This window comes from Exiguobacterium sp. s189 (genome assembly GCF_018617615.1).
GTDB classification, from domain to species: domain Bacteria; phylum Bacillota; class Bacilli; order Exiguobacteriales; family Exiguobacteriaceae; genus Exiguobacterium; species Exiguobacterium aestuarii_A.
The window spans coordinates 45369-59239 of record NZ_JACSKM010000009.1 but is presented as its reverse complement, the minus strand read 5'-3'; the positions used below and the strand labels follow the sequence as shown (position 1 = coordinate 59239).

16 protein-coding genes are annotated in these 13871 nt (G+C 46.4%); 9 read left to right on the top strand and 7 right to left on the bottom strand.

What is annotated here, in order from left to right:
- Window positions 1-632 precede the first annotated feature (632 nt).
- From KNO99_RS11585 to KNO99_RS11575, 3 genes are read left to right on the top strand one after another with little or no spacing between them, the layout of a single operon-like run.
- Window positions 633-1103 carry a hypothetical protein gene (locus KNO99_RS11585; protein WP_214748695.1) on the top strand — a complete coding sequence of 157 codons (471 nt, stop codon included), beginning with the start codon at window positions 633-635 and terminating at the stop codon, window positions 1101-1103.
- 58 nt (window positions 1104-1161) lie between these two features.
- Window positions 1162-1653, top strand: a complete 492-nt coding sequence (locus KNO99_RS11580) for a hypothetical protein (protein ID WP_214748692.1) — start codon at window positions 1162-1164, stop codon at window positions 1651-1653.
- Window positions 1646-2122, top strand: a complete 477-nt coding sequence (locus KNO99_RS11575) for an APC family permease (RefSeq protein WP_214748690.1) — start codon at window positions 1646-1648, stop codon at window positions 2120-2122. Before KNO99_RS11580 ends, KNO99_RS11575 begins: the two co-directional genes overlap by 8 nt.
- A gap of 110 nt (window positions 2123-2232) precedes the next feature.
- Here KNO99_RS11575 and KNO99_RS11570 read toward each other — a convergent pair whose 3' ends face one another.
- The 3 genes from KNO99_RS11570 to KNO99_RS11560 form a co-directional block, all read right to left on the bottom strand.
- Window positions 2233-2961: an ATP-binding cassette domain-containing protein gene (locus KNO99_RS11570; RefSeq protein WP_214748687.1), complete on the bottom strand. Its 729-nt coding sequence runs from the start codon at window positions 2959-2961 to the stop codon at window positions 2233-2235.
- A gap of 9 nt (window positions 2962-2970) precedes the next feature.
- Window positions 2971-3696, bottom strand: coding sequence for a hypothetical protein (locus KNO99_RS11565; protein ID WP_214748683.1), 726 nt, complete (start codon window positions 3694-3696; stop codon window positions 2971-2973).
- Between the two features lie 113 nt (window positions 3697-3809).
- Window positions 3810-5306, bottom strand: coding sequence for a phytoene desaturase family protein (locus KNO99_RS11560; protein WP_214696956.1), 1497 nt, complete (start codon window positions 5304-5306; stop codon window positions 3810-3812).
- A 186-nt stretch (window positions 5307-5492) separates the two neighbouring features.
- On the opposite strand from KNO99_RS11560, the gene KNO99_RS11555 reads away from it, so the two are divergent.
- Window positions 5493-5876 carry a hypothetical protein gene (locus tag KNO99_RS11555; RefSeq protein ID WP_214748680.1) on the top strand — a complete coding sequence of 128 codons (384 nt, stop codon included), beginning with the start codon at window positions 5493-5495 and terminating at the stop codon, window positions 5874-5876.
- A gap of 40 nt (window positions 5877-5916) precedes the next feature.
- Here the strand turns inward: KNO99_RS11555 and KNO99_RS11550 are convergent, their stop codons facing one another.
- On the bottom strand, window positions 5917-6516 hold the full coding sequence (locus tag KNO99_RS11550; RefSeq protein ID WP_214748677.1) for a TetR/AcrR family transcriptional regulator: 600 nt from the start codon (window positions 6514-6516) through the stop codon (window positions 5917-5919).
- Between the two features lie 171 nt (window positions 6517-6687).
- Here KNO99_RS11550 and KNO99_RS11545 point away from each other — a divergent pair, with 171 nt between their 5' ends.
- Window positions 6688-7416 carry an ABC transporter ATP-binding protein gene (locus KNO99_RS11545; protein WP_214748674.1) on the top strand — a complete coding sequence of 243 codons (729 nt, stop codon included), beginning with the start codon at window positions 6688-6690 and terminating at the stop codon, window positions 7414-7416.
- Window positions 7409-8422 (top strand): ABC transporter permease, encoded by a 1014-nt coding sequence (locus tag KNO99_RS11540; RefSeq protein WP_214748671.1) that lies wholly within the window; start codon window positions 7409-7411, stop codon window positions 8420-8422. Before KNO99_RS11545 ends, KNO99_RS11540 begins: the two co-directional genes overlap by 8 nt.
- Before the next feature lies 1 nt (window position 8423).
- Here KNO99_RS11540 and KNO99_RS11535 read toward each other — a convergent pair whose 3' ends face one another.
- Window positions 8424-8897, bottom strand: a complete 474-nt coding sequence (locus tag KNO99_RS11535; protein WP_214748668.1) for a DedA family protein — start codon at window positions 8895-8897, stop codon at window positions 8424-8426.
- A gap of 149 nt (window positions 8898-9046) precedes the next feature.
- Here KNO99_RS11535 and KNO99_RS11530 point away from each other — a divergent pair, with 149 nt between their 5' ends.
- From KNO99_RS11530 to KNO99_RS11520, 3 genes are read left to right on the top strand one after another with little or no spacing between them, the layout of a single operon-like run.
- Entirely contained in the window at window positions 9047-9601 is a 555-nt protein-coding gene (locus KNO99_RS11530; RefSeq protein WP_214748665.1) for a class I SAM-dependent methyltransferase, read from the top strand.
- A gap of 11 nt (window positions 9602-9612) precedes the next feature.
- Window positions 9613-10305 carry a response regulator transcription factor gene (locus KNO99_RS11525; protein WP_214748661.1) on the top strand — a complete coding sequence of 231 codons (693 nt, stop codon included), beginning with the start codon at window positions 9613-9615 and terminating at the stop codon, window positions 10303-10305.
- The gene (locus KNO99_RS11520; protein ID WP_214748658.1) at window positions 10302-11372 is read left to right on the top strand and encodes a HAMP domain-containing sensor histidine kinase; all 1071 of its coding nucleotides are present in this window, start codon (window positions 10302-10304) and stop codon (window positions 11370-11372) included. Before KNO99_RS11525 ends, KNO99_RS11520 begins: the two co-directional genes overlap by 4 nt.
- A gap of 237 nt (window positions 11373-11609) precedes the next feature.
- Here KNO99_RS11520 and KNO99_RS11515 read toward each other — a convergent pair whose 3' ends face one another.
- The gene (locus KNO99_RS11515; protein ID WP_214748655.1) at window positions 11610-12233 is read right to left on the bottom strand and encodes a glucosaminidase domain-containing protein; all 624 of its coding nucleotides are present in this window, start codon (window positions 12231-12233) and stop codon (window positions 11610-11612) included.
- A gap of 141 nt (window positions 12234-12374) precedes the next feature.
- Entirely contained in the window at window positions 12375-13871 is a 1497-nt protein-coding gene (locus tag KNO99_RS11510; RefSeq protein ID WP_214748653.1) for an MDR family MFS transporter, read from the bottom strand.

The following is a 13871-nucleotide window of genomic DNA, read 5'->3' as shown; positions in this document are numbered from 1 at the left end:
ACATTTTGAACAAGTTTGTCCATGTTGCTGTCGATTCATTTGAGTATGACAGGTCGGGCACATCACCGTTGATTTCTGTTGCGTTGATTGACCAGAGGTAATCCAAACTTTTGATGCATTTGGAAAAACTCGAATCAAGAGAGCGATCACGACCGCAATACAAAGTAGCGAAAGAATCAAATACATGGTATGTCCTCCTTTTTCAAGTGCTTGCTCACTATTCTTTACGTGATATGCGCAAAAAAGTTTCATATGCATGATAAATCTGATAATGAACAGTGCATAAACCTTCGTTAAGTGTGGATATGGCCATCCTATTTATACGACCTAGAGAGTGGGTTGAACAAATCCTTTTTTAGAAAGACACGTATACGTTAGAAGAACAGAATGGAAAGGGTAATCATATGCAACGAGTGATGGACATGGCATGGGCAATCTTGAATCTAGGGTTGTTGACGATGATTGGAGTCTTTTTTATTTCGATTCCTTCGCCGAGACTCAAATTGATCAGCATCTGACAATCGTCGGGTGCTTTTTCCTTTTTAATGGGAAAACCTCGAAAGTTTGCTTATGGATTGTTAAGATATAGATATCGGTGAATTGGATGATTTTTACTGTTGGAGGTGTGTGTGGTGTTACGGGAAGAACGGATGGAGTATCTGTACGACAAATCATGGACTAAAAAGGGTCCGCTCCTGGTGATTGTCATCGGTATAGTGACAGCGCTTTGGTTATTGTTCAATGATTCAAGGATGAACCTGTCCTTGTTCATCTTTTGTGCGGCGGTGTTCATGCCACTTCTGGTGGCGACGTGGCATAAAATTCAGTTGTTTTTACAGTTCAATGACTCATCTATGTATCAGCGCTTTATCTATTTGAAAGGGGCGGTTCAGTTCGCTCTCTTGATTGGAACTTTAGCGCTTTTGGCGCTGTATGCACTGAAATACATATCGCTTGATACATTAAGCCTTGTCTGTGCGACGTTGATTGCGAGTTGCCTCATTCTTGAGTCATGGGTCGACTGGAAGATTTTAAAGATTGATGACGAACATGTCGTCGAGAGTTTATTGGGGTTGATGAATCGGGAGAAGCGTAAGGGATGAAACGAATCGAGAATAGGTTTCGTACATAAAACTAACGAGAACACTCGAGGGGGATTCGATGGTAGACCATGAAGTTAGATTAGAACAAATGTTGAAAGATGATGAGAAACGAAAGAAGCAAATGGTGATTCCATTAATCGGCGTCATGTTGCTCTTCTTTTTATATTTTTGGAAGACGGATATTCTCTTGCTCCTTCCAATGGTTGTAGTTGGACAAGTTCCCATCATTTATCATGCATGGCATCGCATGAAACTGTTACTTTTATTTAATGAGGAGGCACAATATCAACAGCTCGTCCGGTACGAATTCGGATTGACATTTGCTCAGCCAGCCCTTCTTTTTCTATTGATTTTAAGTGTGGAATTAGGATGGATTACGTTGCTCACATTCATCGTTGCTGCCTTTGCCGGGATTATAAGTTTGTTGCTGTTAAGTGTTCGCTTCGACCGCAAGCTAAAAGAAATCGATCCGTTACACGTGACGAGTGTCGAGCTCGGCCATGTCCAATTTGAGCGGAAGAAACAAAAAAGGAGGAAAGTGAATGGATAAACAAGAACGTCTCCCCAAAATGATCGAACAGGATCTCGACGCGCGAGGGGTCAGCGCGATATTTGGCATCATCGGCCTGTTTTTATTTCTAGTCGTTTCGGTCATAAAAGGTGTCACGGTGACGACGGTTGCCTTCTCTTTTCTCGTGACCCAACTGCCGATGCTCTATCAAGCGTGGCGACGGATGAAGCTGTTGCGCACATTCAACGAAGACGAAGAATACCAACGCCTCGTGCGCCGAGAATTTCTAATCATCGTCGCCATATTTGGGTCACTTGGTGTATTCACTTTCCTCGCGTGGTTCGTATTCGGTTCGATGCAGGAACTACTCGGTGTCGCATTGATTGGCGTCATTCCACTTCTCATCTTGTATTTGCTGATGGACCGTAAACTACGTGAAGCGGACCCGGAGCATGTGACCAATCGAGAGTTACGACAAGCACATCGTAAACAGAAACTCAGCCCCTGACAGAGCGTCAGAGGCTGAGTTTTTTCATGAAAACATGGAGATGAGAAAGCCGCAGACGACCATGCCGATTGTATAGAATGTGAACCGGTGTCGTTCCCAAAACGAGTCATTCATCGTGTCACCGCCACATCATCAAGTGGTGTGTCGACCATCCGAACGAACGCTTCATCCGGGTCGGTCGTTCCAGATTCTTTGAGCCAGTCCTGGAAGTCCCCTTCATACAAAATACGTCCGCCGTGTAGGAAGATGACGTGGGCATCGAGTTGAACTAAGTCATGCAACTGATGCGTCGAGATGAGGCATGTCTTACCGTCATCGACGAGTCGCTGCAGGCGGCGCATGATTTGAATGCGTGACGCCGGGTCAACCCCGCTCGTCGGCTCATCAAATAAATAGAGAGAACGCTTGATGGAAGACAATAGTGTCACGAAGAGCCATTTCTTCTCTCCAACGGACATCTTCCCGAGTTTCATCGTCCATAGATGTTCGAACAGTTCTTGCTCTCGGGACGTCGAAAGGTTATTCACATAAGACTCGAGTTTCTTGAAGTCGGAGCGCTGTGACAGGCGTCCGATAAAATAGGCGAAGTCTTTTCCTGTTAACTCATGGTGGTTATACATGAGTTGTGTCAAATAGAGCATGTCCGTCGTCGGGACGAGGTCGAGTGACGCTTTGTCAACGGGAAGGGTACCCGTCATACAATCAAACAGTGTCGTCTTGCCGGCACCGTTTTGTCCGATTAACACGTTCAGCTTATTTGGTTGCAGGGTGAACGAGATGCTGTCGAGCACGGGACGTGTCGCTTTCGGATAGCGATAAGTGAGTTGGTTTACGTGCATAAGAACCTCCTAGCGTGTGATGAGTGAGACGAGACTAAAGCGTTTCAACGCAATCGCACCGATGATGAAGTAACCGAGTACGGAAAAGAATGTCGCCCATACTCCGAACGAGAGATTGACTTGAGTCGTTAGATGCAGCAACCCGAGCGCGAATTCATGGAGCGAATAGAACGGGTTGAGGAAGCTGAACCATTGATCAGGTGACTTGATTGCCAATAAAAAGAGTGGGAACATCAGAATGTTTGCGAACGTTCCGAGACTCGATACTTTCACTGGAAGCGTCGTGATGGCGACACTGGCGACCGCGAACGGGATACTGCCGATCAATACGAGTAGAGACGTTGCAATCAACTTGAACGAGAAGAACCCGTGTACGAGCGTGACGACCGTTGTGAATAAAGTCAAGCTGATGGAGGCGAATAGAAGTTGCGCCAAGATGACGGCGATGACGTATGTCAGTTTGTTGCCTGAGATCATCACGTACGTTTTCATCAGTCCATATTCGCGCATGCGGGCGAGTTCGATGCCGACACCGTTCACATATGTAGCAAGAATAATATATACCCAGAAATAAGAGAGTCCTGGGTAGTATTCCGCTGTCGTCGCTTGGCGAATATCTGAAGATGACTGCGTCAAGGCGATAATGAGTGGAATTACGAATGTCCAGATGAATGGAACTTTATCCGTGACGACAACTTTGGCATACATAAATAAATAACTTGTGATTTGATGCATCTTGTTCCTCCGTTTGTCTATTTGATTGTTTGTATCGTAGCACAATATACGGAAGGAGATTGGAAAAAGTTTCAAAAAATAATCCCTCATATTGAATGAGGGATTGAAGAGAATCATTTCACTTTGTCACGTTTCGCGATTTTATCGCTCACTTGTTGACCACTCAACGTCACCATTGGCATACCGCCGCCCGGGTTGACGGTTCCCCCGACGAAGTAGAGATTGTGATAGAGTTCGCTCTGCTTCTTATGCTTGAAGCCGCCGTTTCGATTCTTGTCGGCGACCGTTCCATAAATAGCGCCTCGGTCCGATCCATACGTCCGCTCGATATCATGAGGCGTCCATACGTCACGCGTCACCGTATGTTCACGCAGACCATCGAGACCCATCCGTTCTAACTTATCGAGAACACGCTCTTCAAAAGCGGCGTACTCTTCTTCGGTGAACGGATTGTCTTGGATATACGGGATGTGAGGCAAGATTTTAATGTTCTCATGTCCCGGTGGCGCTTGAGTCGCATCGGTCTTGTTGACGTTGACGAGATAAATCGTCGGGTCGTCCGGAAGTTCGTGTTTCTCAAAGATTTTGTCCATCTGCTCATGCAAGTTTTCGGAGAAGAAGAAGTTATGGTGCGCGAGCTGAGGATAGGCTTTCTTCACCCCGAGATGGAGGACGAATCCAGAGCTGGCCGGTTCATATTTATCGACGAGTTTGTCGACGTACTGTTCGTCGGCGTCGACCATTTTCTGATAGAACGGGATGACTTCCATGTTCGAGACGAAATAATCGGCCGAACGGAGACGTCCATCCTCGAGCTCAATCGCTGTAATCTTTTCATTCACCGTGTGGGCACGAACGACGCCCTGACCGGTATGTAGCTTCACACCGATTTCTTCGGCGAGCTTCGTCAATCCTTCTGCGAGCTTGTGGGTCCCACCTTCGACGTACCAACAGCCTTGGGCGTACTGCATGTAAATCATCATGTTGAGGACGGCCGGTGCGTTATACGGAGACGACCCAACATATTTGACGTAATACGACAGCATGTCCCGAAGATGTGGATTACTGATGCGCTTCTTGATGGCGCTATACATCGTCGACGTCAAATCGAACCCAAAGAGCGTTGGGAAAATCCCCGTCTTCATGACGGCTTCTAAAGGTGACTCAAACCCTTCAGCCAAGTATCCTTTCTCGGTCGTCTTATAAATGCGGGCTGCGTAATTCAATAGTTCACGATATTCTTGCATGTCTTTTCGAGAGAGGGAGGGATTCGCGCGTTGCATCTGTTCGAGGTCATGATAGAGGTCGAGCACGGTCTCGTCCGGGAAGAACGAGCGCCATTCGAGCTCAAGCCGCTGGATGGAAACATAGTCCTCCATCCGTTTGCCGCTTCCGCGGAACAGTTTGTCGAAGATATGGGGCATCGTTAAAATCGAGGGTCCGAGGTCGAAGCCGAATCCGTCTTGTTCGAGACGGTTCACTTTCCCTCCGATGTGGTCGTTCTTTTCGTAGAGTGAGACGTCGTATCCCTTTTGAGCGAGCGAGATGGCCGCTGACAATCCACCGAGCCCTCCGCCGATGACGATGACCGACTTATCCACTGATTGCATATATTCGCCGCCTTTCCGAAGTATTATTTTCAAAAAACAGAATGATTGCTACCTCTTCTATTCCCGTTTCTAAATGAATCGAACATGCTTTTACGGATTTGCCACATCCACAAAGATGTCATCCCTGAATCGGGAAAAGTTTTGTATAGTAAGGGAACAGAGACTGAACGAAAGTAGGAATCTAAGATGATCGTAAAAACAATCACGCTTCACTTTGCGAACGGGGATGAGATCATGATCCCGTTTGACGACATTGAGTCATGTCGGATGCATGATATAAAAGACGGGATGCGTGTAGCGACGGATGGTCAGGTGATTAAAGAAAAAGTGATGCATGGACTCGACCTCGTGTTAAACGACTCAGTGAATCAATTGGAATGGGATGGTGAGAGTAAACCGTTTGAACGCATCATGCGAATCGCTGACTTACAGCACCTCGCTTTTGAGTTTGAAGGGATGCGAGGGAAGTCATATCGTATCGCGTGGCATGACATGGAGGCGGTACAGAACGCTTATCAGACGACAACGGAAGACAATGGAAACTTGCATGTGCATGTTCGCATTCCGTAAAAAGGGCCTCTCGCAACGTGTGCGGGAGGCTTTAATTGTTTCACTTCACACCACCAGCGACGAGTGGTCCTTCAAATGTAATCGTATAGATAATCCGAGCGATGTCTTCCGCCGTTTCTTCCGAAGACGGATTGTTCAGCCATTCGTAGATGACCCCCATGTGAGCTGATGAGAGATAGGCGACGAGATAAGTCGGCGGGACCATCATCTTGTTCGGATCAAACAAGGTTACCGGAGAGCGCTGAAACAAGGCAGCCTGCATAAATTTTCGAAGTTTTGCCTGGAACGTCGGGTCTCCGTTCGGTCCGAGGAGCGGCTTCATGATGATTTGGTTGTCTTCGATGAAACGGATGAACGGAATGAGGTAATAATACGAGTTGTCGGTCCGTTCGTCTCCGAAGATGTGTGGCAACTGATGAATCAACTTCTGTTCAGCCTCTTCAAAGATTTCGTTGACGCATTTCTCCATCAACTCGAACTTATCCACATAGTGACTATAAAAGGTTCCTCGATTGATACCGGCCCGTTCGGTCAATTGCTTGACGGTGACGGCTTCAAATCCCTGTTCTTCAATAAGACTGAAGAAGGCATCTTTGATCAATTTTTTCGTCCGGATGACGCGTAAATCAGTCTGTTCCATCCATTTTCTCCTTTTCCTCAACACATTCAGACCATCTGTCGGAAAACCGACACGATGACCGATATTGACGATTGTTGCTACCGTGAACGGGGTCTATACTAAACTTATAAACCAACACGGTGTCGATTATCTTGAGTATACACGATGAGGCGCCGAAAAGGAGTGACAGAAATGAACATTCAACTGCAACACGTCGACAAGTCGTTCGGTGACCAGCTCGCCATCGACAACATCGACTTCACCATCCCATCTGGAGAGATTTGCTGTTTGCTCGGACCATCTGGATCGGGGAAGACGACGCTCATCCGACTCATGATCGGCGCCCTCGCACCAGACAAAGGAAGTGTCCATATCGGCGAAACGAAAATGCCGGACATGGGCATGCTCCGACAAATCGGATTTATGCCGCAAAACGATGGCTTGTACGAAGACTTGTCGGCCGAGGCGAACCTAGCTTTCTTCGGTTCAATTTATAAGTTAGGGAAAAAGGCGCTACAAGAACGCATCACCGAAGTACTCGACCTTGTCGATTTGGCGAACGACCGGCATAAACTCGTCCGCAACTTTTCAGGAGGGATGAAAAAACGTCTATCATTAGCCATTGCCATCTTGCATAAGCCAGATGTGTTGTTCCTTGATGAACCAACGGTCGGGATCGACCCGATTTTACGTCGTCAAATTTGGGATCAGTTTCAAGTGATTCGGAAGGCAGGTACGACGATTATCGTCTCGACACATGTCATGGATGAAGTGCTTGAGTGTGACCGTGCCGCGCTCGTCTACAATGGGCGGTTGATCGCCTATGACCATGTACAGGACTTGCTCGACCAGACCGAGAACGGTCGCGTGGAAGAATTGTTCTTGATTGCCGGGAAAGAGGAGGTGGGCGGTCATGCGTAACTTAGCGAAACGTGTCATCTTCCAAACGTTGAACGATAAACGAAGTGTCGCCTTGATCTTGATCGCACCGCTCCTCATTTTGACACTCGTCTACTTCTTACTCGGTGACTCAGATTACGTGCCGACTGTCGTCTTGGATGACAACGCACCCGAACAGCTCGTCAATGCGTTTGAAGACGAGACGCTCGAGGTGGAACAAGCAACGTTCGATGATCCGAAAGCATACATCGAAGACAATGAACATGTCGATGCTGTCTTTGAAATGGATCAAGAAGGGACGACCATCACGTTACGTGAACCATCGACGAAGTCGTCGAAGGCGGTTGGTGAGATTCAAGATGCGTTGACGACGCTCAACCCTGCAGCCGAGATTGATACGTTATTTGTCTATGGGGAAGAAGACCAGTCGACGTTCGATTCGTTCGGATTCGTATTCCTATCTCTCTTCTCGTTCTTCTTCGTGTTCATCTTATCTGCGATGGCGCTCGTCAAAGAACGGAGTGGGGGTACGCTTGAACGACTGTTGATGACCCCGATCAAGCGAGGGCAAGTCATTTTAGGGTATACGCTCGGGTACGGAACGTTTGCGGTGATACAGTCAATTTTTATCGTACTCTATTCGATTTATGTGCTCGGTTTGTCTTCTCTTGGGAACATGGCATGGGTCATGTTGACGATGCTACTCATGGCGGGTACGGCAGTGCTCTTCGGAGCGACCATCTCGGTGTTTGCCCGTTCGGAATTACAAGTCGTACAGATGATTCCGTTCACCATCATCCCGCAAGTGTTCTTCTCGGGACTCATCCCGCTCGACTTGATTCCATATGGTCTCGGGAACTTGAGTTACATCATGCCAATCTTTTACGGAGCAACAGCAATCAAGGAAGTGATGGTCTACGGAAGTGGCTTCTCAGGCATCTGGGTGTATTTACTCGGTTTAATTCTCTATGCAGGTATCTTGTATCTCTTAAATATGCGGGCACTCGGAAAATACAGAGGACATTGAGTTAAAACGACAACACCCAATCTTGAAACTGTTGAAACGCCGGGATTTGATTGGCCAGTCCGATGACGAGAAACCAAGCACCCGTATAGAAAAATGCAGAGATAGTCGTATAGAACGCATACGTGCGAAGTTTGAGCGACGTGAACCCGGCGATGTAATGGAGCGGGTGCCGAAGGCCAGGGATAAAATAAGAAATCATAATGGTACGTGCTCCATAATTTTGATAGAATGCCTCAGCTCTCTTGAGATAACGAGATTCTCGTTGTCGCATTGGTAAAATGTGATGAAGTCCTTTCCCGATTAAATAAAACCAGCCGAACGTGAGCGTGAAGAGAATCCAAGTGGAGACAAATAAAAGCCAACTTGGGACAAAAGCATCCGCGACCGTCAGATGCGTGATCATTAAGACGTCGTCAGATAATGGGGTAAACATAATGCCGATGGCAAGCATGCCATAATGTATGATCATTTCCATAACGTTTCACTCCTTACCTTGTCTAGTATTCACTCGCAAGCGTAAGGAGTTTTTAGTATTCTCTTAAGAAATCTTAAGAAGTTCGTCAGAATGTGTTGCGATTCACTCGATACACTCAAGCTATCAACAAAGAAAGAAGTGGAATCGAGATGATACAATCATGGCTCAACAAATATATGAACGACCTTGAAGAAGCTAAGATGATTTCTCCGGAATCAACCTATTTAGCTGAGGGAATGACACAGAAAAAAGTATTGAGCGAAGCGCATATAATTGTTGAAATCAGACCTGGGATAATCGGTTGTACCGAAGAAATCCTTCGGAAAATGCGAAAAGATGCTACGCTCATATTGATTGAATCTGACATCGATCTGGTTCAAAATTTAAAAACACGATATGGAAGAGATCGTCGAATCATCATTGTCGAAGCAGATGCTCTCGACTTGCAGAACATATTACGAGCATTAAATATCGAGGAAGTAGATGTCATCTTTTCTGGGCTGCCATTTTCAAAATTCAATGCTGAACAAACAGAAACCATCTTACGAGAAGTGAAAACTGTTCTTTCAAAAACAGGTTGGTTTGTTACGTTTCAATATACGAAAATTCGGTACGATCATTTTCAACAAATCTTTAGTTGTGTAGGGGTGGAGCGAGAATACCGCAATGTACCACCCGCATATTTATTTCATTGCGCCATGTGAGGAGGAAGGACATGCGTTCACAGCCAGTCATTTGTATTGCTGACGACGATGAGGCGATTCGAGAATTGCTTGCCATTTATTTAAAAAATGAAGGATATGTACTTCGATTTGCCAAAAATGGACAAGAAGTCATTGACCTTGCTTCAACAGAAACAATTGATTTACTCATTCTCGATTTGATGATGCCGGTTATGGGTGGAATCGAGGCTTGTATTGAAATTCGAAAGACACAGTTTATGCCGATTTTGATGCTGACCGCAAAAACGAGCGACATGGATTTGATGCAAGGGATTTCTGTTGGAGCGGACGACTATATCAAAAAGCCGTTCAATCCACTTGAAGTGACGCTTCGTGTCAAGTCGTTACTCAGAAGGTATCGTGATTATGGGGCGGACCGAACTGAGGCACAGACCACGCTTACTCATGAAGAGATTACACTCGACCTTCGGACGCGACAGTGTCGAAAAGGCGAGACTTTGGTTAGGCTCACACCGAAAGAGTTTGATATTCTCGCTTATTTTATGAGGCATCCAAATCAAGTCCTAACCGTCGAACAGATTTACGAGGCGGTGTGGGGTGAGGCGGCATTTGAGGTCGACAATACGGTGATGGTTCACATCACAAAAATTCGTGAGAAGTTAGAAGACACACCACGAAAACCAACCATTATCAAGACGGTGTGGGGCGTGGGGTATCGATTATGAAACAGAGGCAATGGGATCGCTTGCTTGTCAAGTTAATCGGTATTATTTTAATTAATGCGTTGATTGCGACGATTGCTTTTCTAATCATGGGTTATTCGATTAGTCTATATTACATTGAAAACGAAATCACACCAGATCCGCTAACAGCTAATTTAGTATTTTTAGGGGTAACATTCATTGTCATACTACTTTTTATTATTGGATTTTCAATCATGATGCGGAAAATACTTCGTAAAATCACGTATCTGTCGAGTGAGATTGAACAGATTGCAAACGGAGACCTCGGTCGTACGGTCAAGGTGGAAGGACGAGATGAGCTCGCCTCACTCGGAGAGAGTGTAAATCAGATGTCGAAGCAGCTACGTGAATTGTTTGAGAAGGAACGGGCGCACGAAGAAGAGCGGAACCAACTGTTTTCCAACCTGTCACACGATTTGCGTACTCCGCTCACGAGCATCAAAGGCTATACTCAACTCCTTCAAATGAATCGTGAACTGACAGCTGAAGAAAACAATCATTTTCGTATCTTAAATGAAAAGACGAATCAGCTTGAACATCTACTCGATCAGTTGATGGACGTGAACCGACTCTACGCCCCGAATATGCAACTTAACAAACAGAAACTCAATTTGAGCTTGTTGACGACCCAGCTCATCCACGAGATGGAGCCGTTGTTCAATGAGCGAGGTCATCGACTACACTTGTCGATTCAACCTGACCGATGGATAGAGGCTGATCAAGAACAGCTCATTCGTGTATTTGAAAACCTTTTCTCGAATGCTTGGAAATATGCGGAGCAAACGAGTCCAATCGAGATAAGACTTCAAACGAAAAGACAACAGATTGAATGGTCTATTTCAAATGCGACAACGGCAGAGACGATTGGAGCCATTCCTCATCTCTTTGATCGCACATATCGAGTCGATTCGTCGAGAGGGGTCACTCCAGGTGATGGATTGGGTTTATCGATTGCGCGCCAAATCATTTTGTTGTATGGCGGGACGTTGACAGCCGAGCCGATCGAAGATCAGGTCATTTGTTTTCGAGTGTCGTTTCCGATTGCATAAACTGGCTCATCGTATAGCACGTGAGTAAGTAACTGTTCTTCGTTTTGAAAGTCGTGGCTCATAAAATGCTGCGACTTTTTTGTGTTGAGCAAATAAACCCACAAAAAAAGCACTCGGACAACTGCCCGAAATGCTCATTAGCGCTTGAGTAACAACATCACGCCGGTCACGAATAATGCGATTCCGCTCGCGAGTCTAACTTGTTTGCACGTCACGTTCTTTCACCCCTACATTTCTTCATCGTTTTGCTTTAGCGACACGTTTCGGTGTTTTCGACATTTCTTGATAAATCGAAAGAATCTCATTCCCGTAATTTCCTTTTGGCTGCATGGCCCACTTTTGGTGAAGTGACGGCCAAGTCGTCGCAGAGCCCCGTTTGACGAGGTGGAAGCGTGGATCGACTTTTGTCATATTCAGCGCATCTTTTGAGGCGTATGCCTTTAGATGCTGAATTTGAGCGGTTACCCCTTGATGTGGTGAACGGAAAAAGTGTCCCTTCACGCCGTTCCCAGTCGTCCCAATCCCTGAGTAGTTATGCTGCTTTGGAAGGACATCGCCGCCATAACGGAAATACCCTGTCTCTTTCAGCGCCTGCGCGAACGCAACATCACCACGGACGCCTTCTTTTGCACCGATGATGACGAAAAGTTTCGCCAAATCTTCGACAGACGTTTTCGCGAGCCGGACATCACGAGGATTCTTTTGTTTTACGTAATCCGCCATTTGTTGCGGAGTCAAAGCCGATACTCCCATGATAGCACGATTCTGCTTCTTTGGGGCCGCCTCAACGATTGATCCAGTCGAGACGAAAGATGAAGTGATCAGAAGAAAAGCAACGATGAAGCCAAACACTTTTTTCATAATATGTACCCTCCTAAACGAATCCTATCCATTGAGAAATAATACCATATATGTATTAAAATTTAATTTCATATTTACGCATGAAGGAAATGAGAAATTGAAAAGCCGTTCTGAATCGATTGTTCAGAACGGCTTTTTATATTAATTTGCTTGTTTCAATTCTTCAACGGTTTCTATTTGATCATCAAATTTACGAACATCCACTCGTTTTACGAAGAACGCAAGGACAAGCGCCAAAAGATTCATCCCGAGTGCAACGTAAAATGAATATTGAATCCCGGACAAGAGGGCTTGCTGAGTGATGGCACCCATCGAGCTCTCTGTGAGCGTCGCAGGATCGACTCCTGTCATCAATGATTCAGCTTCCGTACGTGTCACCGAGTTCATGATGGTCACGAGTACTGCCGTACCAATTGCGCCGGATACTTGTTGGGCCGTGTTGTTGATGGCCGTTCCGTGCGGGTTGAGGCGAGTTGGCAATTGGTTCAGTCCATTAGTCATGATGGGCATCATGACCATTGACATCCCAAACATACGCAACGTGTACGTTAAGACGATGTATGTGTAGGTCGAGTCAAGTTGGACGTTTGCGAGCATGTACGTCGATACGGCGGTAATTGTCAATCCGGTAAGTGCCAATAATTTTGGCCCGAATCGGTCAAACAGTTTACCCGTGATTGGCGACATGATTCCCATGATGATCGCACCAGGAAGAAGCATGAGCCCTGAATCGAGTGGGGAGATACCACGTACGCTTTGGACGTAAGCCGGTGTCAAAATCATACCAGAGAACATCGCGACCGCGTTGACCATCGCAATGACTGACGCGAGTGCGAACATCGGATGTTTGTAAGCACGCAAATCGAGCAATGGTTTTTCCATATGGAGCTGACGATAAATGAATGCGATCAACGAGATGGCACCAACGATCATCGTCGCCAAGACGATTGGGTTGTCCCAGCCGTCCGAGCTTGCCGAGCTGACACCGTATAAAATCCCGCCAAATCCGAGCGTCGATAAGACGAGTGACAAGTAATCGAGTGACTGATCTTTATTTTGGACCATGACGTTCTCCGCTTTCCAAACAGCGAGCGCGAGACCGATGATGGCGAGCGGTAAAATCATTTCGAATAAGACGCGCCAATCATAGTACTCGACGATATAACCCGAGAGTGTCGGTCCGATCGCAGGTGCCGAGATCATGACGAGCCCGAAGATTCCCATCGCCATCCCCCGTTTTTCACGCGGGAAGCTGACGAGCATGACGTTCATTAAGAGTGGCCCCATCGTGGAGGCTCCGACGGCCTGAATCATCCGACCGCTCAACAACCAGCCAAAGTTTGGCGAGAAGGCCGCGATCGCCGTACCGATGGCGAAAATACTCATCGAGGTGATGAACAAGCTTCGGTTAGAAAAACGAGTGATCAAATAGGCGGATGCCGGGACGAGTACACCTGTCACGAGCATAAAGCCTGTCGCAAGCCATTGTACGGTCGAGTAGTCTGCAATCTCGAGATCGACCATGATCGATGGGAGCGCGACGTTGAGTAATGAGTTGTTTAAAAATGCGATAAACGCACCCGCAAAGAGGACCGCCAACATGACGTAAGGCGGTTTCTTTTGGAATTCTGGTTTCAT